Annotated in this window: 20 protein-coding genes; 10 read left to right on the top strand and 10 right to left on the bottom strand. The window is 70.3% G+C overall.

The genetic code is table 11. The features are described from left to right. Positions 1–23 precede the first annotated feature (23 nt). From ACQPYZ_RS09625 to ACQPYZ_RS09595, 7 genes are all read right to left on the bottom strand, one after another. A complete protein-coding gene (locus ACQPYZ_RS09625) occupies positions 24–3,380 on the bottom strand; it encodes a S8 family serine peptidase (RefSeq protein ID WP_433167098.1) in 3,357 nt (1,118 codons plus the stop codon). Positions 3,381–3,467: 87 nt separating this feature from the next. Beyond that, a complete protein-coding gene (locus ACQPYZ_RS09620; RefSeq protein ID WP_433167097.1) occupies positions 3,468–4,301 on the bottom strand; it encodes a carbohydrate ABC transporter permease in 834 nt (277 codons plus the stop codon). Further along, positions 4,298–5,194 (bottom strand): carbohydrate ABC transporter permease, encoded by an 897-nt coding sequence (locus tag ACQPYZ_RS09615; protein ID WP_433167096.1) that lies wholly within the window; start codon positions 5,192–5,194, stop codon positions 4,298–4,300. The genes ACQPYZ_RS09620 and ACQPYZ_RS09615 overlap by 4 nt, the downstream gene beginning before the upstream one ends. A 4-nt stretch (positions 5,195–5,198) precedes the next feature. Beyond that, the gene (locus ACQPYZ_RS09610; protein ID WP_433167095.1) at positions 5,199–6,425 is read right to left on the bottom strand and encodes an ABC transporter substrate-binding protein; all 1,227 of its coding nucleotides are present in this window, start codon (positions 6,423–6,425) and stop codon (positions 5,199–5,201) included. A gap of 14 nt (positions 6,426–6,439) precedes the next feature. Beyond that, the gene (locus tag ACQPYZ_RS09605) at positions 6,440–7,654 is read right to left on the bottom strand and encodes an MGH1-like glycoside hydrolase domain-containing protein (protein WP_433167094.1); all 1,215 of its coding nucleotides are present in this window, start codon (positions 7,652–7,654) and stop codon (positions 6,440–6,442) included. Continuing rightward, positions 7,651–8,253, bottom strand: coding sequence for an SGNH/GDSL hydrolase family protein (locus ACQPYZ_RS09600; protein WP_433167093.1), 603 nt, complete (start codon positions 8,251–8,253; stop codon positions 7,651–7,653). The genes ACQPYZ_RS09605 and ACQPYZ_RS09600 overlap by 4 nt, the downstream gene beginning before the upstream one ends. Then, positions 8,247–9,002 carry a phytanoyl-CoA dioxygenase family protein gene (locus ACQPYZ_RS09595; RefSeq protein WP_433167092.1) on the bottom strand — a complete coding sequence of 252 codons (756 nt, stop codon included), beginning with the start codon at positions 9,000–9,002 and terminating at the stop codon, positions 8,247–8,249. Before ACQPYZ_RS09595 ends, ACQPYZ_RS09600 begins: the two co-directional genes overlap by 7 nt. Before the next feature lie 97 nt (positions 9,003–9,099). On the opposite strand from ACQPYZ_RS09595, the gene ACQPYZ_RS09590 reads away from it, so the two are divergent. From ACQPYZ_RS09590 to ACQPYZ_RS09580, 3 genes are all read left to right on the top strand, one after another. Next, entirely contained in the window at positions 9,100–9,996 is an 897-nt protein-coding gene (locus ACQPYZ_RS09590; protein WP_433167091.1) for an AraC family transcriptional regulator, read from the top strand. 168 nt (positions 9,997–10,164) lie between these two features. Then, positions 10,165–10,776 carry a hypothetical protein gene (locus ACQPYZ_RS09585; RefSeq protein WP_433167090.1) on the top strand — a complete coding sequence of 204 codons (612 nt, stop codon included), beginning with the start codon at positions 10,165–10,167 and terminating at the stop codon, positions 10,774–10,776. Between the two features lie 10 nt (positions 10,777–10,786). Further along, complete coding sequence (locus ACQPYZ_RS09580) at positions 10,787–11,521, top strand: hypothetical protein (RefSeq protein ID WP_433167089.1); 735 nt, start codon at positions 10,787–10,789, stop codon at positions 11,519–11,521. A gap of 53 nt (positions 11,522–11,574) precedes the next feature. Here the strand turns inward: ACQPYZ_RS09580 and ACQPYZ_RS09575 are convergent, their stop codons facing one another. The 3 genes from ACQPYZ_RS09575 to ACQPYZ_RS09565 are packed head-to-tail and all read right to left on the bottom strand — an operon-like array spanning position 11,575 to position 13,775. Further along, a complete protein-coding gene (locus tag ACQPYZ_RS09575) occupies positions 11,575–12,594 on the bottom strand; it encodes a CU044_5270 family protein (protein WP_433167088.1) in 1,020 nt (339 codons plus the stop codon). Further along, the gene (locus ACQPYZ_RS09570) at positions 12,587–13,225 is read right to left on the bottom strand and encodes an RNA polymerase sigma factor (RefSeq protein WP_433167087.1); all 639 of its coding nucleotides are present in this window, start codon (positions 13,223–13,225) and stop codon (positions 12,587–12,589) included. Before ACQPYZ_RS09570 ends, ACQPYZ_RS09575 begins: the two co-directional genes overlap by 8 nt. 43 nt (positions 13,226–13,268) lie before the next feature. Next, complete coding sequence (locus ACQPYZ_RS09565) at positions 13,269–13,775, bottom strand: RDD family protein (RefSeq protein ID WP_433167086.1); 507 nt, start codon at positions 13,773–13,775, stop codon at positions 13,269–13,271. Between the two features lie 123 nt (positions 13,776–13,898). On the opposite strand from ACQPYZ_RS09565, the gene ACQPYZ_RS09560 reads away from it, so the two are divergent. The 7 genes from ACQPYZ_RS09560 to ACQPYZ_RS09530 all read left to right on the top strand — a co-directional run bounded on the left by ACQPYZ_RS09560 (position 13,899) and on the right by ACQPYZ_RS09530 (position 23,789). Next, complete coding sequence (locus ACQPYZ_RS09560) at positions 13,899–17,189, top strand: BTAD domain-containing putative transcriptional regulator (RefSeq protein WP_433167085.1); 3,291 nt, start codon at positions 13,899–13,901, stop codon at positions 17,187–17,189. Then, positions 17,186–17,926 (top strand): SDR family NAD(P)-dependent oxidoreductase, encoded by a 741-nt coding sequence (locus ACQPYZ_RS09555; protein ID WP_433167084.1) that lies wholly within the window; start codon positions 17,186–17,188, stop codon positions 17,924–17,926. Before ACQPYZ_RS09560 ends, ACQPYZ_RS09555 begins: the two co-directional genes overlap by 4 nt. Before the next feature lie 367 nt (positions 17,927–18,293). Then, entirely contained in the window at positions 18,294–20,027 is a 1,734-nt protein-coding gene (locus tag ACQPYZ_RS09550) for a DUF1800 domain-containing protein (RefSeq protein WP_433167083.1), read from the top strand. A gap of 103 nt (positions 20,028–20,130) precedes the next feature. Continuing rightward, a complete protein-coding gene (locus tag ACQPYZ_RS09545; protein WP_433167082.1) occupies positions 20,131–21,555 on the top strand; it encodes a DUF1501 domain-containing protein in 1,425 nt (474 codons plus the stop codon). Between the two features lie 211 nt (positions 21,556–21,766). After that, positions 21,767–22,096: a DUF7144 family membrane protein gene (locus ACQPYZ_RS09540; protein ID WP_433167081.1), complete on the top strand. Its 330-nt coding sequence runs from the start codon at positions 21,767–21,769 to the stop codon at positions 22,094–22,096. Next, positions 22,096–22,248, top strand: a complete 153-nt coding sequence (locus tag ACQPYZ_RS09535; RefSeq protein ID WP_433167080.1) for a hypothetical protein — start codon at positions 22,096–22,098, stop codon at positions 22,246–22,248. Before ACQPYZ_RS09540 ends, ACQPYZ_RS09535 begins: the two co-directional genes overlap by 1 nt. 2 nt (positions 22,249–22,250) lie before the next feature. After that, complete coding sequence (locus tag ACQPYZ_RS09530; RefSeq protein ID WP_433167079.1) at positions 22,251–23,789, top strand: ATP-binding protein; 1,539 nt, start codon at positions 22,251–22,253, stop codon at positions 23,787–23,789. The last annotated feature ends 1 nt before the right edge of the window (position 23,790 follow it).

Genomic DNA, 23,790 nt, shown 5'->3' with positions numbered 1-23,790 from the left:
TCTCTCGGTCCTGGGCCGGGGGGTCAGCGCACTGGGATCAGGTCCAGGACGGTTTGGTCGATGGAGTTGCCGGCTTTGTCGGTGACGGTGGCCCGGACGGACAGGGTTCGGCCGGGGAGTAGCGACCAGGGGGCGACGATGGTCCGGTAGCCGGCTCCGGCCCGGAACAGCGGCGCCGGTGTCCAGTGCTTGCCGCGATCCGACGAGACCCACAGTTTGACGGACTTCACCGGTGCGGTGGCGACCTCCGGCTGGTAGCCGATGCCGAGGTCGAACAGCAGCGGGCGCCAGGCGGGCGCGCTGCCGTCGGCGGCGCCGTACGGGTCGTAGTTGAGCCTGAGCAACGAGGGCCGGACCGGGTTCTGGTCCTCGGCGGGCGGTGTCGCGTCGAATGTCCAGGTGGTCTTGGCCTGCCCGGACGTCGGCACCTGATCCGTCGACCAACTGTGCTCGAGCCGCCACCTCGCCGGGCCGGCCGCGGCCTCGAAGAAGCCGGACGGCCCGGCGAGCTCACCGACCGGTACGTCGTTACGGTACAGCTTGAGCCGCTGTCCGCCGACGACAGCTGTGTCGACGATGCCTACGTGATCGGCGTCGGCCAGCCCGACCTGCACGTTGAAGGATCCACGGGCGATGTCGGCGAGGTTGAGTTGCGGATGCATCGCCGTACCGGACACCGACCGGACCCGCTCGCCGGGCTTGTACGACCGGCCCGGCGCGTCGCAGAGGCCGCTGATGCCCGACGCGGGCGTGTCCACGCACTGGACCCACCTGATGTTCGGGCCCGCGGACAGCAACTCGACCCGGCGGGACGGCGTCTCGACGGTGCGCCACATCGACACGCCGAAGCCGGCCGGGCCGATGGCGTTGCGGGTCATCGCGCGGACCCCACCACCCCACACACTGCCGTAGGTGCTCTCGACGCGAGCCATGGCCCGCAGAGCCTTGCGATCGAGGTTCTTGGCCAGCGGCAGGGTGAACCGGTTCGCGCTCTGGTAGACCTCGTAGACGTCCGGTGCGTCCGGCCTGGCCTTGGTCGTCGGTTCCAGCCGCCACCGGGTCGTCGCCTCGAAGGTGCCGTACTTCGGCGCCGCCGTCGGCTGCACGTAGATCCGGCCGGCGGCGAGGTCCGCCGCGGTCAACTCGAGATAGTCCGCATACCACCGGCCGTCGACGGCGGAACGCAGGAAGCTGACGGTCCCCTGGGTGACCTTGGTCGGCTGCCCCTCGACCGCCGGAGCGTTGAGCCGCACCGCCTTCCGGGCGTCGAGGGTGACGGTCGTGTCCCGGTTCACCACGAAGTCGGGCGCACCGGTCATGGCGACCGTGTCGCCGGTCGGGACGATCGAGGACAGGTTGTACTCCCCCGGCGGGAGCCGGACGCTGGGACTGCGGCCGTGCGAGTCCAGCGGAAGCTTGGTGAAGCCACCGTTGCCGGCGTTGAACGCGGTGACGTACCCGCCCGCGAACGGCTTCCCGTCGCGGTCGAGCACCCGGACCGACAGGTCGTACATCGGCGGCTCGTCGTACGCGTTCAACGCCAGCCGCAGAAGTTGCTTGCCGTCGGCACCGAGTACGTCGAGCGAGCCCTGCCACATGGTGTCGGTCAGCGCGGCCGGGTCCAGCGTCAGCGTCGTACTCGCCGTGCCGCGTGCCGGGATCGTCAGGGCGGCCGGAGTGGCGACCACGGCGCCCTCGGGGGCCGTCTTTGCCTCGATGGTCGTCTGATGGTCGGCGAAGCTGACCGCTACCGGCTCGTCGGTGGGGTTGGTCAGCGTGACGGTCCGGGTCTGCGCCGAGTCGTCCGGGTGCCGGATGGCACCGAAGTCGACGACGCCGACGTCCGCCGACAGGCCGGCCGAGGTCGCCTTGTCCAGGTTGACCCGTCCGCTGCCCGACCACGAGGTGTAGCGCCCGGTGTCGTCGACCGCGCTGCTGAGCCGCGCCTTGAGTCGCTGCCAGGTCAGCTCCGGGTGCTGCTGGAGCAGCAGAGCCGCGGCGCCGGTCACCAACGGGGTCGCCTGGGAGGTGCCCGACATCGCCGTGTAGAGGTCGCCGTCGCGAGCCCCTGCCCTGGCGCCGACGATGTCGACCCCCGGCGCGGACACCTCGGGCTTCTGCCGGTACGACCAGGTCGGTCCCTCACTGGAGAAGTACGCCTTGTGATCGGTCCGGTCCACGGCGCCCACGGTGAGCGCGGACGCGGCGGTCCCGGGGGTCTCGATCGAGAACGGCGTCGGCCAGATCGCGCCACTGTTGCCAGCGGCAACCACGAACAACGCCCCGCTCTGCGCCGTCAGGCGGTCGACGGCTGCCGCCATCAGATCCGTACCGAACCGGTCGGCCCGGCCGCCGAGGCTGAGGTTGACGAGGTCGGCGTCCTGGCCGACGGCCCACTCCATCCCGGCGATGACGCTCGACTCGGTGCCCTGGTTGTCAGCGTTCAGCACCTTGCCCGAGATCAGCTCCGCGGCCGGCGCGACACCCTGCCGGGCGCCGTCGGCTCCGGCCCCGGTGCCGGCCACCAGCGAGGCGACATGGGTGCCGTGCCCGACGTCGTCCTGCGGTCCCTCCCCGGTGAAGTCGGCGGTCGCCGTGACCTTGCCGGCCAGTGCCGGGTGCCCGGCGTCGATCCCCGAGTCGACGATCGCGACCTTGACGCCACGGCCGTCGAGACCGCGCTTCCAGGCGGCGGGCGCTTGGACCTGCGTCAGGAAGCCGTCGAGGGGCGCGGCCTGGGCGCCGGCGAGCGAGTCGCCACGGACGGCGCGGTCCAACCAGATCTTGGCCGGCCGCGGGGCGCCGGGTGCCACCAACGCGGCGCCGAAGGTGCGCGTGCCGGCCTTCTGGATGCGGCCGGCGGTCGCGTCGACACTGGCCAGCGCCCGGGTGGGGACGAATTCCGAGGCTGCCAGCGTCCGCGGTGCATCGCGAACGATGACGGGGAGGTCGGCGCGGTGCGCGTCGTCGTACCGCATCTCGACCAGGCCGGTCACGTCGAACAGGGCCGGATCGAGGACGTCGGGAACGAGCCGCTCGACGTCGTGCGGTACGACGCTGACGCGGCCGTGCTCGTGACGGATCGAGAAGCCGCTGGGACCGGACCGGCCGTCGCGGGCCCGGACGTCGACCAGCGGCTTCCCGTCCTGGCCCGGCCGGAGCGTGACCCGATCACCGGTGAGCAGGGTGACGGTCGCCGGCCCCTGCTGGGTCCGCGGCGCGGCGAGTGGCGTACTGGCGGACGCGGCGGGTGGCGTGCTGGCGGACGCGGCGGGTGGCGTACTGGCGGACGCGGCGCCCGGCGCGGTCACACCGGACATCACCAGGATGCCGGTGAGCAACAGCGCCGCCCGCCTTGGTAAGGCTCTGAACAAGTTCATGCACCTGTGCTATCGGATCGCTGCGCGTTCGCACTATGGGATGTCGTGTCGTATCCCGGACGCTGCCGGAACCGGCCAGGCCGACTGTCAGTACTGGCCGAGGGCCAGGCCTTTCTTGAAGTAACGCTGGGACAGAAGGAACAGCAGGGCGGTCGGGATCGAGACGAGGATCGCGGCCGCGAGGACTGTGGTGTAGCTGGCGCCGCCGCCTTCGGTGGACTGGAGGCCGGTGAGGACGGGCATGACCGGGCGGGTCGTGTCGCTCTGGGTCAGGATGAGGGCGAGGAGCAGGTCGTTCCAGACCCAGGTCGCCTGCAGGATGAAGACGACGGCGAGCGCGCTGGACGACATCGGCAGATAGATCCTGGTGAAGATGCGCAGGGTCCTCGCCCCGTCGACGACGGCCGCCTCGAAGACCGACTCGGCGATGCCGGCGAAGAAGTTGCGCATGACGAACGCCGAGAACGGCAGGCAGACGATCGAGTAGATTAGCACCATGCCGGTCAGCGTGTCGTACAGGCCGAGCCGCGAGTAGCTGTCGAAGAGCGGGATCACCAGCATCTGGAGCGGGAACACCGACCCGCAATAGATGACGAAGAACCACAGGAAGCCGCGGCGCAGCTTGAGCACGATCACGGCGAACCCGACGGTCGCTCCCAGGACGACGGCGATGGCCGGCGAGACGATGCTGTAGACGGCCGTGTTCGCCAGGGCCCGGGGGATGTCCGTCCCGGTCGCCACCTGGCTGAGGTTCTCCCACAGGTCCGTCAGTGAGCCAGGGTGCCACAAGGTGGAGCCGGAGTAGTTCTCGACGGTCTTGCCGGCGTTGGCGAGCAGCAGGTACACCGGCACGAGCCAGAGGGCGCCGAGGATGGCCAGCACGGTGACCCGGACGATGATCCCGGTGCGTGACGGTGTCACTTGCCACCTCCGAGGCTCGCGCTGCTCAGGCTCAACTGCCGGCGCAGGTAGATGATCGAGGCGCCGACCGTCACGACGCTGAGGAAGATGGCCACGGCCGATCCCAGTCCGTAGTCGCTGTTCACGAAGGTGTCGCGGTACATCGTCAGGGCCAACGTCTCCGACGACCGCGCCGGACCGCCCTGGGTCATCGCCTGGACGATGTCGAAGGTCTTGAGGCCGTTCACGATCGACAGCCCGACGACGATCGTCGTCGACGGCCGGAGCAGGGGCCAGGTGATGGTGGTGAACAGGCGCCAGCCGGTCGCTCCGTCGATCCGCGCGGCCTCGAGCGGCTCCTTCGGGATCGACTGCAGCCCGACGGTGAACAGCAGCGCGTTCACACCGACGCCTTGCCACGCGGCCGCGATCACCATGACGACGGTGTTGAGCGGCGAGTCCTGCAGCCAGCGCAACTCGGTCCCCGGCAGGTTGAGGAACTGCAGGGCCTGCGTGAGCGCGCCGCCCGACCCCAGCATGAAGCTCCAGATCACCCCGACGGCGACACCCGACAGCGCGTACGGAACGAGGAAGGGCAGCCGGAGCCAGCCGCTCCCCCGGAAACCGTAGGCCAGCACCGCCACGAGCAGACCGAGGCCGACCGGGAGGACGAGCGTGCCCACCACCCAGATCGACGTGTTCCGGACCGCGCCCAGGAAGGCCGAGTCCTCGAACATCGCGGCGAAGTTCTCGACGCCGACGAACTCCGGCGTACCGAGGCCGTTGTACTCGGTGAAGCTCAGGTAGAAGGTGTAGAGGACCGGAAGGTAGAAGACCAGGAGCACCAGCGCCAGGCTCGGGAGGAGGAAGCCCCGAGCCTGGCCCTGGTAAGAGGTCGCGCCCGAACGATTCACGCCGCTATCGCCCGGCCCAGTACTCGTCGGCCGCCGCCTGGATCGCGGTGAGGTACGGCATCGGGTCGCCGCGGTTGGTCAGGAACGCGCTGAACTGCTCCAGCGCGACCGTCCGGATCGGCACCGGCGTCGCCTCGAAGTACCGGTTGTAGTACTCGTACTTGCCGGCGGCAAGCTTGTCCTTGAGGGTCTTCATCTGCGGTGTCGGCGCCTCGGCGTCCGGGTTGAAGGGCAGGTTGCCCTGCTGCTTCACCCACGGCGCCTGGCCCTCCGGCGACATCCACCACTTCGCGTACTTCAGGCCCAGGCTCTTCTGCTTCGAGCTCTCCCCGACGCACACCGGGGCGGTCTCGATCGCGATCGGGGTCGCCGCACCGGGCTTGACCGGCGGGATGACGAACATGTCGACGTCCTTGCCCATCGTCATCCCGGCGAGTGCGGCGTCGGCCGTGAACCACGTGCCCTCGGGGGCCATCGCGATCTTGCCTTCGCGCATCAGGTCGCGGGCGAAGTCGGTCTGGCCGGGATCGTTGAAGTACCCCTTCTTCTGCAGGTCGAGCCAGCTGTTCATCACCGCGACCACCCGCGGGTCCGTGTACTTCGCCTTGCCCGTGGACAGGTCGTTGTACAGCTGCAGGTCGGTGCCGGCGAGCAGGGTCTGGAACCAGACGAAGGAGAAGTTCTTCGTCTGGTTCCAGAACGGCGTCACCCCACGCTGCTTGAGGGTGGCCGCGACCTGCAGCAACTGGTCCCAGGTCGTCGGGACGGTGAGGCCGTACTTCGCGAAGATCGCCTTGTTGTAGAACATCACCCAGTTGTCGACACTGATCGGCGTGCAGTACTGCTTGCCGTCCACCGTGTAGAGCTGCCGGACGGCGTCCGTCACGTGGCCCTTGTCGACGGCCTCGGTCCACAGGTCCGTGGTCTCCGCGATCACACCCTGCTCGGCGAGCTCGTCGAGCGCCGTACTGACCTCCCAGGTGAACAGCCCAGGGCTCTCCTTGGTCCGGAACGACTGCCGGATGAAGGCGCGGTACGGGTCGCCGGAGTACTGCGTGCTCTTCAGGCTGACGTCGATGTCCTGCTTCGAGACCTTGGAGAACGCGTCGAAGTCCCAGGGCTTGTTGTGCGCGAACGCGAGCTCACCGGAGGTGGCGCCCTCGTCCTTCGATCCGCCTCCGCAGGCGGTGGCGGCGAGTGCGGTGGCCAGCACGGTGGCCACTCCCGCCATGACTCTTCTGCCTCTCATTGTTCCGACACTCCTTCGCTCGGCGACAGGACAGCGGGGACTCCGCCGGAGCTGTTGCTGTTCGACATGGCGATGACGAGGCCGGTCCAGGTCTGCGGCGCGGCGCCCAGACCGATTCCGTCCTCGGGATTCCAGTACTCCGCCCATCCGCTCTGCAGCGCGCCGTCGATCGAGCGGGACGCGAGCGCCTCCGCGGCGCCGTCCAGATACCAGCGCCGGGCGGCGAGCCAGAACAGGTAGTTCAACGGCGGCCAGGCCGGACCACGCCAGTACGTCGACGGGTCGTACGACGGGTGGCTGCGGGCAACGTTCGCCGGTCCGTACGGCGCCCCGAACCGATCCGGGTCGTCCAGCTGCCGCAGGGCGGCGAGCGCCTTCGCCGGGTCGGCGGTGACCAGGGCCGGCATGACCCCGTCGCTGGTCGGCAGCTTGGAGGAGGGGCCGCCGCCGACCAGCGGCAGGTCGGACCAGAGGTGCTCGTCCTGGTCCCACAGAAGGGCATCGATGGTCTCGCTCAACTGCTCCGCGCGGGACGCGAGCTCCCGGTCGTGCAGCAGCTCGGCCAGTTCGGCGAGGTTGAAGGCGACGTACGCGTTGAAGGCCGCCGGGCAGACGACGAACGACGACGACCAGTTCGCACCGCCGGCATCGTCGAAGCTGACGTCGTACATGCGGTCCTTGTTCCACGCCGTCCGGGCCGGCCGGCTGTAGTGCTCCGGGGTCCGGCCGGGTGCGCCGAAGTCGTCCCAGCGGGGGCTGTGGTCGTTGCCCGCCTCCCACGGGTGGACGACGTAGATCAGGCCCTCGCGGGTACGCCGTTCCCGCCACAGCCAGTCGAGGCCCCGCCGGGCCCGGTCCAGAGTGGTTGCCGACGGCATGAATCCGCGCTCGGCGAGGACCTTGGCAGCGTGGCCGAACATCGGCGGCTGGGTGATCGACGAGGTCGCCTCCAGCGGCCCGAGGTACGAGTCCGACCTCTTCCCGCCGTACCGCATGTGCGGAACGAGGCCGCTGGGCAGCTGACCGGCCAGGGTCGCGTCGAGCTCGCGGAGCGCGCGCTCGTCGCCGAGGTGCGCCCAGACGATCGCGTGGAAGCAGGAGTCCCACAACCACAGGTGCGGATACGTCGTGGGGTTCGGCACGCAGTAGCCCCGCGCATCGTCCCAGTGGCTCTCGAGCAACGCGCAAACCCGGTCGTCCACCTCCGTCATCGGACGTCCTTCCTCGGCTGCTCGCGCTCGCGGGCCGCCCGAACCACCGCTCGCGCCAGCACCGCATGTCCGTCGTCGTTCGGGTGAACGTTGTCCGGGGCAATCATCGTTCGGGCGTCCCACCCGTCGACCACCACCGTGGCCGCGAACGGCAGGGCTGTCACGACGGCCCGCAGGACAGCGTTGTACTGATCGAGGATCGTGTCCGTCGCCCGGTCGTACGGCGAGTGGCCCGAGTAGTCCTCGACGTACGGCTGCTCGATCGCCAGCAGCAACGCCTTCGGATCGGCCTTGTGCAGCGCGCGGAACAGGACTTCGAGCGAGTCCTCGTACTGGCGACGGCCGGCCGGCGCGGCGCCGTACAGCCGGGCGTCGTTGAAACCGGTCATCACCACGAACACGTCCGCCGGCTCGGGGGCCTGCGCCGTCACCAGGCGCGCGGTCTCCGTGCTCAGGCTGCCACTCGCCGCGTGGTTGTTCAGGTCCAGGCCGAGCTCCCGCGCGGCCAGGACCGCGAAACCCTCGCTGTGTGCGCGCGCCCCGGTCCCGTACACCCAGGAGTGGCCGTAGGCCCCCAGCACGCCGGACGACGTCACCACTCGGAAACCCGGTTGCCGCCGCGAAAGGGAGGCGGCTCCAGGTAGGTGTTGACGCCCGGGACCGCTACACCGCGGAGCAGGAACGGCGACGCCTCGTCCGGTCTGGTGATCCGCGTACTGGTCGGGATGTAGCGGATGGTCAGGGCTCGACGCCACCGGTCCGAACGGTTCGGCATGGAGCTGTGCAGGATGTTCGGGTGGTGTACCTCGACGTCACCGGGACGCATCACCAGGTCGACTGCCAGGCCCTCGTCGACCTCGGCGTCGATCCGGTGACGCAGCACGCTGTCGGTCTCGGCCGGCCGCATGTCCGCCAGCGTCGACCGGTGCGATCCCGGCAGCACGCGCAGGCAGCCGTTGTCCGGGTCGGAGTCGCTCAGCGCGAGCCATAGCGTGACGACGTTCAACGGCTCCAGGGGCCAGAACGCGCCGTCCTGGTGCCACTCGACGCCCTTCCCGGACCGCGGCGCCTTGCACAGGTAGTGGGTGGCGAACAACGCGATGTCCGGGCCGACGAACAGCCCGGCGACGTCGAGCAGGCGCTCGTCGGAGACCAGGTGGATCCAGAACGGATCGTCCCGGCAGAGCCGGTGACCCAGCTGCTCCGGCGTCAGCTCGGGATGCCGCTCCAGCAACCAGTCGACGTGCGCGTTCGCGGCGCCGACGAGATCCGCGTCGATCACCCCGGGAACGACGACGTACCCGTCCGTCTCGTACCGGGCGGTGATGTCCGGGCCTGGTGCGGTCATCGCGGAGCCTCCCTCCAGCGCTGGTCAGTGATCGACGCTATATGCTCGAATGTGACGTTTCTTCCTCTCGAAGGACTGAAAGTTGCCCTCCAGTGACATGGATGTGACGCTGCTCCGGCTCGAGGACTACGTCGCGCCCGGGGAGACCTTCTACGTCGGGCGGCGGACCGAGACGGTCAGGTTCCGCGGCCGGCTGCACACGCACGACGACTTCGCCGAGCTGACCTGGATCGAGTACGGCGCCCTGCTGCACGTCGTGGAGGGCAGCCGGCGGCTGCTCGAAACCGGCGACCTGGTCTTCATCCGGCCGGATCACGTCCACCTGTTCCGGCCGGTCCCTGGCCGGTCGTTCGCGCAGGTCAGCATCTCGTTTCCGAACGAGACCCTGACGGCCCTGCAGGCGCGGTACTTCGCCGACGACGACTGGCCCTGGTCCGCCGGCGGTCCGCCGGTCACCCACCGGCTCGACGGGGTGCGCCTGCAGCGGTTGACCGAGCTGACCTCGGTCCTTGCCTCCGGCCCCAATGGCCGGCTGCAACTCGAGCGGTTCCTGCTCGAGCTGCTGTGCGACCTGGTCGCGCGGCCGGCGGGGAACGACCTGCCCACGTGGTTGACCGAGGCAATCACCCGGTTGTCCGACGACCCGGCGGCGCTCGCCGACGGCGCGGCCGGGCTGGCGCGGCTCGCCGGCCGCAGCCGCGAGCACGTCAACCGGGTCGTCCAGGCCGGAACCGGCCGGACCGCGACCGAGCTGATCAACCAGGTCCGGCTGAGCCGGGCGGCCGCGCTGCTGAGAATGACGGACCGGCCGATCGCGTCCGTGGCGGCCGACTGCGGCTTCCCCTCACTCAGCCACTTCTACCGCCTCTTCAACGACCGCTACCACGCGACCCCTCGCCGCTACCGAACAGCCTCCACCGTCTCCGGCCTCCGCCCCCACGGCACCGGCGAACAAGAACCCGCCTCAGCCCCCTATCCCGTGGTTAACAATTAACCAAGCAACGCTCTCTCCAGTAAATAACTTGCGCATGGCGCTCCGGGCTGATTAAAACGACGGACGGCTGGGCGGGGCACTGCCTCACCCAGCCACCGAACGTCCGAAGTCAACCGAAGGAGAAGCGTGGCATTTGTGCGTCGCCGTCCTGCTCGACGGCGTTTACCGATGATCATCGCCCTGGGCCTGTCGCCCGTGGTGATCGCGGCGGGAGTGGCCTGGGCCGCCGCCACCGACAACATGTTCCCGACCAGTCACACCGGATCGACGTGCTTCACGGGCATGGGCAACGGCTACCCCTGTCAGACCGATGACAAAGCCGTCTACTTCTACATGGACAGCAGCGGTGAGTACGAGTTGGAGTCCGTCGACCGGTCGACGGTCAACAACGCGATCGACGGCGAGTACCGCTCGACCGACCTGGCGTTCCACTACGACTCCTCGCCGGTCTTCGAGGGCAGCGGCGAGACCGACATCATCTACCAGGACGGCTCCACCGGCCTGTCCGACTCCGCCGCCGGCATGACCTGGTGCAATGCCGCCGGTGGAGACGGTCGCGACTGCGACCAGCAGTACATCCGCATTCGCGGCAACGGCTACTACACCTATGCCCGCGTCTGCCACGAAACCGGCCACGCGGTCGGGCTGCAGCACGGGGACAACGCGAGCCCACAGCTCGACAAGCACAACGACACCCGGCTCGGCTGCATGCTGACACCGTCCGACGGTCACCCCGACCTCGGCGCCAACAACCGCGAAAACATCAACGCCACGTACTAGGAGGCCCGCCGTGAGACGCTTCACTTCTGTCGCAGCCGGTCTCGGGATCGCTGCCACCACAGTGGCCGGCATCAGCCTGGCCGCTGCCGGATCGACCGACGCTCCCGCCGCCGCCCAGCGGGCGGTCGTGCTCGCCGACGGCGATGACCGCCTGCCCAGCGGCAGCGCGACCGACTGGGTCACGTACGCCGACCACGTCGTAGTCGTCAACGCCACCAGCGAGACCGCTCTTCCCCCGACACGTACGGAGATCGAGCGGGGCGAGGGCCTGATCGGCCGCAAGGTCGACCTCGAGGTCCAGAAAGTCCTGTGGTCACGCAAGGACGCCGCTCAGCCGGCCCCTCGGAGCTGGGAGTACAACGCCACCGGCTGGGTGTTCGCCGACGGCAAGCCGGAAACCCGGACCGCCCTGGCCCTGCACGATCGCCCCCGGATCGAGACCGGACACCAGTACGTGCTCGCCATCGCTTGGCAGGCACCACAGTGCGCCACCGGCGACACCGCCGTACCTGGTCGATGGATGGGCCTCGGCTCAGGCTCCGAACTGCCGTTCGACGGTGGCGTGATCGGGCAAGGTGAGAACGAAGGCCAGCTGCAGACCGTCGACCAGGTCCGCTCCGAGGCCGCCGACAACGGGTTGGAAGACGCACTGGCCGGCCAGGGCGCCACTCAGCTGATCGCTCAGCTCAGGGCCGCCCAACCCGTCGAGCGACGCCTTCCCTCCGCGTCGTCCACCTGCCGCTGACATTCCGTGCCGGCGCCCGTCGGGCCTGGTGGTTGCCAGGCCCGACGGGGTGGTCAGCGGGGGGTTTTCCAGGGGGCGGGGGCGGTGGAGGTGGTGAACGAGGTGTAGGAGAGGACCCGGCCTCGGTTCGGGCCGGAGGTGGCGACCTCGCGTGAGCCGATGTAGGCGCCGGTCTTCGGGTCGATGACGATCTCCTCGCGGATCGACCCGTCGTCACTGCTGTAGGCGATGCCGATCTGGCCGTCGAGGTTGGCGGCCTTGTCGGTGATCTTCAGGTCCTTCAGGTGACCGAGGGCTCGGTAGAGGCTTGCCCGCGTGGCGGCCGGCAGCATCCCGGTGCGCAACGCGTCCTGGGCCACGACGAGCAACTGCGTCTCCCCGCGGTCGTTGCCCTCGATCGTGCCGGCCTTCTTCAGCCGCTCGTACAAGGCCTTCGGGTCCTTGGGCAGGCCAGCGATCCAGTCGAGTGACGGGTCCTGCCAGTCGCCGTTGCCCGCGCACGGTCCGCCACCGTAGAACGCGCCACACCGCGCCGACGACCTCGTGCTCGACCGGTCGAAGGTGATGCCGTGCTCGCGGGCTTCCTCGTCGGAGCCCTTGATCCACTGGTGACGCCCGGTCAGGGTGTCCCGCTGGTACCACGTTCCGCGGATGTCGGCCGGGATCCACACCTCGCGCACCGACTCGTCCAGGTACGTCAGCCCGCCGCCGGGAGTCTCGGCGAAGTTCTGGTGCCAGTCGTGCCAGACCAGGTAACGGTACTTGCCCGGCGCAACGACCGGATCGGAAGCCGCCGAGATCCGCTGCGCGGCACCGTCCAGCTCAACCGCGGCCTCCGCCGAGCCGCCGGTCAGCGTGGTCGTGTACAGCGATCCACCGGCCACCAGGGCCAGCGCCGCCGCGGCCGCGATCAGCCACCGGCGTCGTCGGGAACGCTTCTCGACCACCGGCTGGTCCACGATCTCGAGAAACAGCTTCCTGGTCTGTTCGATGCGCTCCGGATCGGTCTCGACCTCGGCATGCAGCGCGGACAGCGCACGGTCCAGGTCGTCGATGGGTCGAAGGTCAGTCATGGTGGTGCGCCTCCTCGGAGGTGGTCAGGGTACGGAGCCGGCGGCGGACACGGTGCAGGCGGGAGCGGACGGTCCCGACGGGAATCCCGAGCGCGTCCGCCACCTCGACCGTGGACAGTCCCGCCCAGGACGTGAGCAGCAGTACGTCGCGATCGCCCTCGGACAGGTCCGCGATCGCGGGAGCGATCCGCCGGGCAACCGTCTGGGCGTCCACCCGCTCCGCGACCCGGCCGTCGTGCGCGGCCGACTCGTCCGGCTCGCGGCGGCCCGCCCGTGCGGTGGCCCGCAGCCCGCGAACCTCCTGCCGCACATGCCGCCTGGCGAGGTTGGTCGCGATCCCGTACAGCCAGGCCTTCGCGCCCGCCGTCGCCGGGTCGTAACTCGCCCGTTGCCGAAAGGCGGTCAGGAACGTCTCGCTGACCAGATCATGCGCCTGCTCCGCGCCGACCCTGCGAGCCAGATAGCGGTGCAGCGGTACGGCGTACTGGTCGAACAGCCGCGCGAACTCGGCAGCCATCCCTGGTCCGTCCAGGTCCGGCCGGTCTGCTGTTGATCCGGGCAACGGTTCGGGCAACGGGTCAGGTGGGGGCCGGTCGCGGGCCGTGGACCCGGTCGTATCGGTCAAGGTCATACCCCTGATTGCCCACACGACCACCCGACGTTCACGCCGGAGGTCAAGCGGGTGCTTCCGCTGCCCAGAGGCGTCGGGTGGCGTCGACGTCCAGGCTGACTCGGACGAACGAGCCGGGCGGTGATCCGCCCCCGGAGAACGAGCCCACCAAGAACCCGGCGAGCAAGAACGGCAGGAGCAGGGTGCGGACCAGCATCGCCCAGGGCGCCCGTAAGCCCAGCCGGCCACCGTCGCGGAGCCGGACGAGTTGTGTGCCGGTCAGCAGACCGCCCAGGGCCCGGCCGTTGCCGTAGAAGATCCCGTACACCAGCGGACTCCCGATCAGCAGCCCGAGCAGGGCCAGGGTCAGCGTGCCGTTGCCGAAATTCGCCGTACGGTCGACCAGAGCCAGGACGACCAGCCCGACCGCCGCGCCGAGTGCGACCACCACGAAGTCCACGAGCCAGGCCATGGCCCGGGCCCACTCGCCGGCGCGCACGTACCGACGCCCGTTCCCGAACGGCTCGATTCGTCCTGCGACCTCCGGCCCGAGGACGCTCTTCAGATCCACGTGTCGATTCACTTCTCCGACATTCGCTAGGGGGCTTGGACTGTACAACGCGCCGGCGACGCGCCACTGCCCGTACGCCGCCCGTACCGGGCTGTCACCCTCGGAGTACGTAAGCTTCTCGTCGTGTCCGGACGGCCGCAGCAGGATGCGCCCGGCGTCGGGCCTGCCCGGACGCTCGGCGAGTTCGGTGAGTTGCTGCGGACGCTGCGACAGGACGCCGGGGTGACCCAACGGGAGCTGGCGGCTCGGGCCGGTCTCAGCGCAGGGGCGATCCGGGATCTGGAACAGGGCAGGACCCGAACGCCGAAGCGGGACTCGATCGAGGCCATCGCCGGCGCCCTGAGCCTGAGCGGTCAGGATGCACAGACACTCCACGCCGCGGCGACGACGCCTCGATCCGTCGCGGCAACGACCTCTCCCACCGCCGGAGCCCTTCGCATCGACGTCCTCGGTCCGACCGAGGTGTGGCACGGCAATGTCCTGGTGCCGGTCAACTCCGGTCCGCAGCGTCTTCTGCTGACGCGACTGGCCCTCGCCGCCGGCGCGACGGTCGGTCAGGACGAGCTCATCGAACTGCTCTGGCCGCACGGCGCACCGCGGAACGCGGCGAACCTGCTGCACACGCGCGTCGCCAGGCTCCGCCGACTGCTGGAACCCGGTCGCCAGGCCGACCCCGTCATCGTTGCCGGACCCAACGGATACAGCCTCGCCGCCGGCCTCGACCTGCTGAGGTTCCGCGAGCTCACGGCCGAGGCAGCGCACGCCGAGCCGGAGATCGCGTTGGCGAAGCTGTCCGACGCCGTTGCGCTGTGGCGAGGTGATACCGATGTGGAGGCGCTCGCCGAGGCTCCGGCCACCATCGCGATCGCCAACGAGTACGCCGCCACCGTCACAACACTCGCGCAGCTCGCGCGAGAGGTCGGCGAGCCGGAACAGGCCCTCGAACCACTGCGAGACCTCGCCCGGCGGAACGAACTGGACGAGCCCCTGCACGCCGAGCTGATCCAGACCCTGGCCGCGGCGGACCGGCAAGCCGAGGCGCTCGCGACGTACGACCGGATTCGGTCCGCGCTCGCCGAGCACCTCGGCATCGATCCGGGCCGGCGGCTGCGCGCGGTTCATCTAGAAGTGCTCCGGCAGAAGGCCGGGGCTCCGCGGACGCCGGAGCGAGCGGTGATCCAGCAGGCTCCGTCCGCACCGCCGGACTTCGTCGGACGCGCGGACGAGCTGGAGCTGATCTGCCGGGCGCTCGACGGGTCCGGGCCGGCTGAACCGGAACAAGCGCCGTCGTCGCGCGTCGTGCTGATCAACGGCATCGCGGGCGTCGGCAAGACCGCCGTGGCCCTGACCGCGGCACATCGCCTGCGCGCGAAGTACCCGGACGGACAGCTGTACGCCGACCTGCGCGGCAGCGACGTGGCGACGCCTGAGCCGATCCAGGTGCTCGGCCGGTTTCTCCGCGCGCTCGGCGTACCCGGCCGGCGGATCGGCACCGACGAAGCCGAGGCGTCCGCGCTGCTCCGGAGTGAGCTCGCCGACCGACGGATGCTGATACTGCTCGACAACGCCCGCGACGCGGCCCAGATTCAACCACTGCTGCCGGGTGCCGGGCGCAGCGACGTGATCGTCACCAGCCGACGCAGGCTGCCGGACCTGGCCGCGGCCGGTGTCGTGGACCTCGGCCCGCTGCCACGCGAGGACGCGGTCCTGCTGATCGCCTCCAGCGCCAGAACGCAGCAGCTCGACGCCGACGGTGCGGACGCGAGTGCGCTTGCGGAGGCGTGTGCCCGGCTTCCCCTCGCCCTGCGGATCGCCGGCGCGCGGCTCGCCACCCGGCAGGAGTGGACGGTCGCCGATCTGGCCCGCCGCCTGGACGACCGCAACCGGCGGCTCACCGAGCTCAGCCTCGGCGAGTCCAGCGTGCTCAACAGCTTCCAGCTCAGCTACTCCGACCTCAGCGCCGATGCCCAGCGCGCCTTCCGCCTGTGCAGCCTGCATCCCGGCGATGACTTCAGTGCCGACAGCACCGGTGTTCTGCTCGGGACGTCGACGGCCGCTGCCGACCGGATCCTGGAAGCCCTCCTCGACGCGAATATGCTCCTTCAGCACACGAGCAACCGCTTCCGGTTCCACGACCTGCTCGGCCTGTACTCCCGTCAGCTACTCGCCGACGACAGCGAGCGGGAGACCGTACGGGCCCGGCTCTACTCCTGGTACGGCGAGGCGGTATCGGCCGCAGTCGAACGGGTCTATCCGCAACTTCTCCGGCTCAGCACCCAGCACAAACGGGCCGACTTCTTCAGCTCGGACAAGCAGGCGCTCGACTGGCTCGACGACGAGCTTCCGGCGCTGCTGGCTGTGGTGAAAGAGGCAGACCGGTCGCTTTCTTGGCGGATCGTCGACCAGTTGCGCGGATACTTCTTGATTCGCCGGGATGCCGACGGCTGGCTACCCGCTGCACAGGCCGGGCTGGCCGCTGCCGTTGCGGACGGCAACGACGCCGCGCAGGTCGCGATGCTGATCAACCGGGGCCAGGCTTTCGGAGCGGTCGGACGGGACGAGGATGCGCTGTCCGACTGTCTGGCGGGTCATGCTCTCGCGGTGGCTGTCGGCTGGTCGACGGCCGCTGCCTATCTGGCCCACCAGATCGGGTGGCTTCAGCAGGAGCGAGGACGACTCGACGACGCCGACCTGTGGATGCGCCGTGCCCTGGAGCTGACCGACGACGACCGTGACGGCCATGTTCGGGCAATCGCGCTGAACGGCCTCGGGATGACGCGGCTGTACCAAGGCGAACTACCGGAGGCCGCCGCGCTGTTCACGTCCGCGCTCGAGATCAACGACACCGGCCGGGAGATCTCGGCGCTCGCCAACCGTGGGAACCTCGCGAGCGCCTTGCGGCAGATGGGCGCGACCGATCAGGCGGCCGGCCTGCTCGGCGACGTACTGGAGGCCTACCAGCGCCATTCGCACCTCCGCGGTGAGGCGTCCACGCTGGATGAGTGGGCACGGCTGTACAGCCAGCGTGGGGACGGAGCGGCCGCGGTGCAGGCGGCGCTGCGAGCACACCACCTCGCGATCGCCGTCCGCGACCGGAAAGCCCAAGCCCAGACCGCCTCCACCCTCGCCCAGGCCCAGCTGACACTCGGCGACACTCCGGCCGCCCTCGAGTGGATCGAGACCAGCCTCTCGATCGCGCGCGGAACCTACCCGTACGTCGAAGCCGAAGCCCTGATCGCGTTGGCTCAGGCGCGTCACCGCGCAGGTGACGAGGTGGCCGCCACCGACGCCGCCGAGCAAGCCATGTCGATCGCCCGATCATGCGGCTACCGCCTCCTCGAAACCCGCGCCGGCACTCCATACGACCGGTCGGGTCGAGAGGCTGGCTCCTCTGAGGATGGGTACGGGAGGTGAGAGACGAAAGGGTGGTGGATGTGCTGCTGAGGGAGCGGACTGCGATTGTTCATGGGGCGGCTGGGGCTGTTGGCTCTGCGGTCGCCCGGGCCTTTGCGCGGGAGGGGGCTGAGGTCCATCTCACCGGGCGGACCTCGAGTTCGCTCGAGGAGGTTGCCGACGGCATTCGCGAGCAGGGTGGGAAGGCACGAGTCGCCGTGCTGGATGTCGTGGATCGTGAGGCCGTCGAGCGGCATGCGGGCGAGGTCGCCGCGCAGGGTGGCGGGATCGACATCTGCTTCAACGCCACCGGCAACGACGACGTTCAAGGTACGCCGCTGCTCGATATGCGGGTCGAGGACGTGATGCAGCCGGTGGCGAAGGCGGTCACCTCGACCTTGACGGTCGCCACGGCTGCTGCCCGCCACATGGACGGTGGTGGCGTCATCCTCGCCATGGGTGGTGGACGCGAAGCGATCCCGGACCTCGGCGGTTCGCATGTGGCCTGGGCGGCGCTCGCCGGTCTGTGCCGGCAGCTGGCCGCCGAGCTCGGGCCGCGCGGCATCCGCGTCGCGTGGTTGTTGTCACCCGGCTCCCCCGACCCTGGTGAGGCCGACCCCGAGGCCGACCGGTTGTTGCTGCCGCGACGACCCAGTTACGAGCAGGTCGCGAACGCGGCGGTGTACGCCGCTTCCGACTGGGCCGCCACCATGACCGCCACCGAGATCAACCTCACCGGCGGCGCGGTCGTCGACTGACCGGCGTCCCGCGAAGTGAAGAGGCTCTGGTTTGTGTAAAGAAGGAGTCTCGGAGGGGTAACGGTTCGGGGGCGATGCGGCATAGTCGCCGGGGTCAGGATTTCGACTCGGTGAGCAGGTCACGGGGACCGGGGCGCACGCCACGCTCGGGAGAACATCCGTGGAGTCAGAGGACCAGAACGCCAACCCACCAACGCCTCCGCCGACCCACCCGTCGCCGCCAACCCATACTTCGCCGCCGACGCACGCGTCGCCGCCAACCGACACTTCACCGCCGACGCACGTGTCGCCGCCGACCGATGCAGCGGCATCGTCCGCCCGGCATCGAGGGCGGTCGCGTGGGCCGTCGACGCAGTCGAGCCGGCGGATGGTGCTCGGCCTGACCGCAGCTTCGACCGTCGCCGCGGGCGGCCTGGTCGTGGACGTGCTCAAGCGTCCACAGTTGGCCGCCGACGCGATGCCGTCCAGCCCGATCAACGGTGGGACGGCGGCCAAGCCGGCGCCGCGCCCGAAGCCGGCCGGCCAACGGATCAGCGCCGTACGCCAGCCGGCGACGGTGACGTCCAAGACGGATCGCGATGCGAGCTACACGGCGACCGACAAGCCGCGCAAGGCAAGCACGCAGGGCACGTACCCCAGCTTCGCGGCCGCGGCCAAGGCCGGCCGGACAACAGCTGGCATCCTGGTCCCGAAGGCCGGCCGCTTGACGACCGCCCAGGCCAAGCGGCACCTGCTCAACCGCGTGACGTTCGGTCCCCGGCCGGGCGACGTCGAGGACCTCGACCGGCTCGGCATCGACCGCTGGCTCACCCAGCAGTTGTCGCCGACGATGACCGACCCGTCCGGCAACCAGGCGTGGGCCGCCTTCCCCCTGGCCGGCGCCGCGCCCTCGACGATCCACGGCGCGGTCAAGAAGTACTCCTGGGACGCGATGTTCGAGACCGGGTTCGCCACGCTCGGCCGGCAGATCTACGGACGCCGGCAGTTGTTCGAGGTCGTCGTCGACGTGTTCTCCAACCACCTGCACGTCCCCACGCCATCGGACCGCGGGTGGGACACGGCACCGCAGTACGCCACCGCGGTGATCCGCAAGCACGCGTTCGGCGGGTTCTCGGACATGCTGAAGGCCGCGATGCGCCACCCGGCGATGCTGCGGTTCCTCGACAACGACCAGTCGACCCGCGAGAGCGTCAACGAGAACCTCGGCCGCGAGCTGCTCGAGCTGCACACGGTCGGCGTCGCGTCCGGCTACACCGAGAACGACGTCCGTGCCAGCGCGTACATCCTGAGCGGCCGGGGTGCCGACGAGGCCGGGAAGTTCGAGTACGCCGCTGATCGCCACCGCCCCGGGCGAGTCAAGGTGCTGGACTTCTCGGCCGCGAACGGCAGCGGCTCCGGCGGACTGTCACTCGGCGATCGGTACCTGACCTACCTGGCCAACCACCCCGCGACCGCCGCCACCATCGCCCGGAAGCTCGCGGTCCGGTTCGTCAGCGACACTCCGTCGAAGGCACTGGTCGCCGGCTTGGCCAAGGTGTACCTGGCCAACAAGACCGCGATCCTGCCGGTGCTCGTCGCCCTGTTCCGCAGCCAGGAGTTCTGGGACTCGTTCGGCCTGCGGACCAAGCGACCGCTCGAGGACGTAGTCGGCACCGCCCGGGTCCTCGACCTTCCCTTCACCGGCGACAGCAAGGAAGGCCTGCAGAACCTGTACTGGCAGCTCAACGGGCTCGGCCACGCGCCGCTGGCCTGGGCCCCGCCGAACGGGTACCCCGACGTGACCGCGGCCTGGCTGTCGGCCGGACAGATGCTGCAACGGTGGTCCGTGCACCGGGCTCTCAGCCACGGCTGGTGGAAGGGACTGAAGCACGACAAGCTGCCGGCGGACCTGCAGCCGCGGCCCGCCGAGACCTACCGGGCCTGGTTCGACCGGCTCGGGCGGCGCCTGATCGGCCAGCGGTTCGACAGCCGCCATCTCGACGGCCTGGAGGCCTTCGTCCAGGCCGACCTCACCCGGCGGGTCGACGTCGGCAAGATGCAGTGGCAGGCCGGCCACGTCGTCGCGCTCGTCCTCGACTCGCCCGCCTTCCTGGTGCGCTGAGCCCAAACGCTGCCGGTCATGCCCGACTCTCACACTGCTGGCTCCCGGGCATGACCGGCCCCTTCGCCAACCTCGTCCCGCCCACTCGCTGGAGTACGTCATCGTGAGCACCAACACCCCTGACCACCCTGAGACGCCGTCAGCTCGCCCACCCGTCGACGACGCCGCCCTGACCGACACGTTGTCGACTCTGCACCCTGACTGTCCCGACTGGCGCCGACTCGGTCCGACGTACGCCGACGCCGCGATCCGGGCGCACGCGGCCGCGGTCACGGCCGACGCGACCGACCGGGCAGTTCGCTGGAGCTCGGGGTTCACCCGCCGCCGGGTCCTCGCCGGTGGACTCGGACTGGGAGTCGCCGCCCTGGCCGGGCAGCTGATCACGGCCCGGGTGTCGCTGGCCGCCGACAGCGCGGCGCCCGACGGGACGCTGCTGGTCGTCTTCCTGCGTGGCGGACTGGACGGCCTGTCGGTACTGGTACCGACCGAGGATCCGAACCTGTTGAAGGCCAGGCCGGGTATCGCGGTCCGGTCCGGGGCGCTGATGCCGTTCGACCGCGGCTTCGGTCTGCATCCCTCACTGGCGCCCCTGAAGCCGCTGATCGACGCCGGCCGGCTCGCCGCCGTACCCGCCGTGTCGACGCCGGACCTGTCCCGCAGTCACTTCCAGGCCCAGGAGTGCCTCGAGCGCGGCGGCTCCAGCGCGTCCAGCGTCCAGACCGGCTGGCTCGACCGCGTCCTGGAAGAACTCGGCCCTGGTACGACGTTCCGCGGTGTCGGGCTCGGCCACCAGACCCCGCGATCGATGCTGGGTGCCTCGAACCCGCTGATGATGACCGCACTGAAGGACTGCGCGGTCCGAGGGATCGACGGGGTCGCACCGCAGACCCTGAAGGCACTCCGCACGCTCTACACCGGGCTCGACCACCCACTCGCCGCGCCGGGGGTGAACGCACTGGAGGCCTCCGCGCAGGCAGAGAAGCTGAGCGCCGTGGACCTGCCCGCCCCGACGCGCGGCTACCCGGACAACGACTTCGGCAAGGCCCTGGCCTCCATCGCGACGCTGATCAAGAACAAGGCCGGGGTCCGGGTGGCGACCGTCGACGTCGGCGGCTGGGACATGCACACCGGGATCGGCACCGTCGACCAAGGCGACATGACGCGCGCCCTGGGCGAGGTCGCCAACGCGCTGGCCGCGTTCGCGAAGGACCTCGGCCCGGCCATGGACAAGACCACCGTGGTCACGATGAGCGAGTTCGGCCGGCGGGTCGAGCAGAACGCGAACAGCGGGGCGGACCACGGGCACGGCGGCTTGGCCCTCGTCCTGGGCGGCGGCGTCAAGCGCGGCGTCCACGGCGGGTGGGAAGGACTCGCACCGGCCGTCCTCGACCAAGGCGACGTACCCGGCACCAACGACTACCGCAACGTGCTCGCCGAGGTCACCGCCCGAAGCCTCGGCCTCAGCACCGCCCAACTCGGCAAGGTCTTCCCCGGCTGGAAACCCGAGTCCCTCGGCATCATGACCTGAACGGCGTGCCGAAATCACCTGCCCCGGATGAGGCCGGTGAAGCGCATCCGGGGTCGGAGTACGCCGCCCGGCGGATCGAGCACCTCGGCGTCGTGCTCGATCGGCACGCCCTCATCCACGCGGGGTGAGGCATCGGCCGAGCGGCCGGGACAGCATCCAGGTGCGAGCCGCCGCCGGGCCGGCGGCGCCGCACGGAGAGGAGCTGCCGGACATGGCTGCAGAGAAGAGTGGGAAGGCGCTCGCGGGCTTCGTCGTGTTCGCGGGCGCACTGCTGATGGTGGACGGCCTGGTCAACGTCTTCCAGGGGCTCGTCGCGCTGTTCGCCGACGAGCGGCTCGTGATGACGCCGGAGAACCTCGTCGTGGTGGACATCACCGGCTGGGGCTGGACGCTGCTGGTCTCCGGGCTGCTGTTGATGCTCGTCGGCGGTGGTCTGCTGGTGGCGGCAGGATGGGCCAGGATCGCGGCGATCGTGGTCGTCTGTCTCCACGCCGTGATCCAGACGGCGTGGCTCGGTCCTATCCGGTGTGGTCGTTGCTGATGATCGCGTTGGCCGTCGTCGTCCTGTGGGCGCTGACGGTGCGGTGGTCCGACGTCCGGGATCGGCTCGGTGGAGTGGGCGAGGCGCCGTGGGCCGGTGTGCAGGGAGCCGAGCTCTCGGCCGCCGAGCGCCGCGTCCCACCCCTCGTCTGACCATGACCGACCGAGGATCCCCCTCCGGCCTGGGAGCCGGGGGCGGGCGGTACCAGGTCGCCGCGCCTGAGGCCGGCGGCACCGATCCGCAGGCCGCGCGCCGGGTGATCGAACGCGGCGTGCGGCCGCTGGCCAGCTCGGTCGACGGCGTCCGCTTCGAGTTCCAGGCCTCGCTGCACGACCTCGACCTGCAGGTGGGTGGTCACGTGGTCCTCGAGACCGGCGGCCCGGGCCGGCTCGGACAGGTCCTCTCGGTCCGGATCGCCCGGGTCGAGGCGGCCGACGTCGACCCGGCGGCCCCGGCGGCGTTCCAGGTCCGTACCGCGCAGGGTCACGGGATCGTGCTCGACGACGGTGCCCGTCCGTTCCACGACGCCGTCGTCCGTCCAGCCCGGTCCGACGAGATCGCCGACTGGCTGACGGCGAACCGGCCCCAGCGCGCCGTCCTCGAGATCGGCGAGCACTTGCTGGCGCCCGGCGTACCGGCGAACCTCGACGCGGGCGGGTTCAACCGGCACACGTTCCTGTGCGGACAGTCCGGCTCCGGCAAGACCTACTCCCTCGGGCTGGTGCTCGAGCGGCTGCTCGTCGAGACCGACCTGCGCCTGGTCGTTCTCGACCCGAACTCCGACTACGTCCGGCTGGCCGAACCCCGGGCCGGACTCGACCCGGCGGTCGCCGACCGGTACGCGGCGGCGGCGCGCGGCGTCGCCGTACGGCGGGCCGGTACGGCGGGCGACCGGATCATGCTGCGGTTCGCCGAACTCGATCCCGCTGGACAGGCGGCCCTGCTGCGGCTCGACCCGATCGCCGACCGCGAGGAGTACGCCGCGCTGTCCGCCCTGCTCGACGCCGGCGAACGCGGCCGGCCACTGGTCGGCACCTTCGAGGACTTCTTCACCACCGACCAGCCGGGCGCCCGCGAGCTCGGTCTGCGCGCGGCCAATCTCGGCGTCCTCGACTGGCCGATCTGGGCCCGGGAAGAGACCGGCTCGCTGCTGGCCGAGCTGGAGAACGGCGACCAGCGCTGCCTGGTCGTCGACCTCGGATCGCTGAGCACGCCCGAGGAACAGAGCGTCGTCGCCGAGGCGGTGCTCTCGACACTCTGGCGCCGGCGCGCCCGCCGCGAGCCCGTGCTGGTGGTGATCGACGAGGCGCACAACGTCTGCCCGGCCGCACCCCGGGACGCGGTCACCGCGCTGGCCGCGGAGTACGCCACCCGGATCGCCGCCGAAGGCCGCAAGTTCGGTCTCTACCTGCTGCTGTCCACGCAACGTCCGCAGAAGGTCCAGGAGAACGTCGTGTCGCAGTGCGACAACCTGCTGCTGATGCGGATGAACTCGGCGGCCGATCTCGAGTTCCTGCACGCGGTCTTCTCGTTCGTGCCGGCCGGCCTGCTGGACCGCGCGTCCGCGTTCCGTCAGGGCCACGCACTGGTCGCCGGCAAGGTCATGCCGCACGCGGGGTACGTACGCTTCGGCGCGCGGACCGCCGAGGAAGGCGGAGCGGACGTCCCGGCCACCTGGGCCGCCTCCCGCTAGC

This window comes from Kribbella sp. CA-247076, assembly GCF_050942445.1.
Lineage (GTDB): Bacteria > Actinomycetota > Actinomycetes > Propionibacteriales > Kribbellaceae > Kribbella.
Note: the sequence above shows the minus strand (reverse complement) of the source record. Positions and strands in the feature narration are given on the sequence as shown.

Excerpts from the sequence above, each read along its gene's own strand:
- ACQPYZ_RS09590 (WP_433167091.1), top strand. The coding sequence starts at position 9,100 with ATGGATGTGACGCTGCTCCGGCTCGAGGACTACGTCGCGCCCGGGGAG.
- ACQPYZ_RS09540 (WP_433167081.1), top strand. The coding sequence starts at position 21,767 with ATGGCTGCAGAGAAGAGTGGGAAGGCGCTCGCGGGCTTCGTCGTGTTC.
- ACQPYZ_RS09610 (WP_433167095.1), bottom strand. The coding sequence starts at position 6,425 with ATGGCGGGAGTGGCCACCGTGCTGGCCACCGCACTCGCCGCCACCGCC.
- ACQPYZ_RS09550 (WP_433167083.1), top strand. The coding sequence starts at position 18,294 with ATGGTGCTCGGCCTGACCGCAGCTTCGACCGTCGCCGCGGGCGGCCTG.
- ACQPYZ_RS09575 (WP_433167088.1), bottom strand. The coding sequence starts at position 12,594 with ATGACTGACCTTCGACCCATCGACGACCTGGACCGTGCGCTGTCCGCG.
- ACQPYZ_RS09530 (WP_433167079.1), top strand. The coding sequence starts at position 22,251 with ATGACCGACCGAGGATCCCCCTCCGGCCTGGGAGCCGGGGGCGGGCGG.
- ACQPYZ_RS09605 (WP_433167094.1), bottom strand. The coding sequence starts at position 7,654 with ATGACGGAGGTGGACGACCGGGTTTGCGCGTTGCTCGAGAGCCACTGG.
- ACQPYZ_RS09585 (WP_433167090.1), top strand. The coding sequence starts at position 10,165 with ATGATCATCGCCCTGGGCCTGTCGCCCGTGGTGATCGCGGCGGGAGTG.
- ACQPYZ_RS09595 (WP_433167092.1), bottom strand. The coding sequence starts at position 9,002 with ATGACCGCACCAGGCCCGGACATCACCGCCCGGTACGAGACGGACGGG.
- ACQPYZ_RS09570 (WP_433167087.1), bottom strand. The coding sequence starts at position 13,225 with ATGACCTTGACCGATACGACCGGGTCCACGGCCCGCGACCGGCCCCCA.
- ACQPYZ_RS09625 (WP_433167098.1), bottom strand. The coding sequence starts at position 3,380 with ATGAACTTGTTCAGAGCCTTACCAAGGCGGGCGGCGCTGTTGCTCACC.
- ACQPYZ_RS09535 (WP_433167080.1), top strand. The coding sequence starts at position 22,096 with ATGATCGCGTTGGCCGTCGTCGTCCTGTGGGCGCTGACGGTGCGGTGG.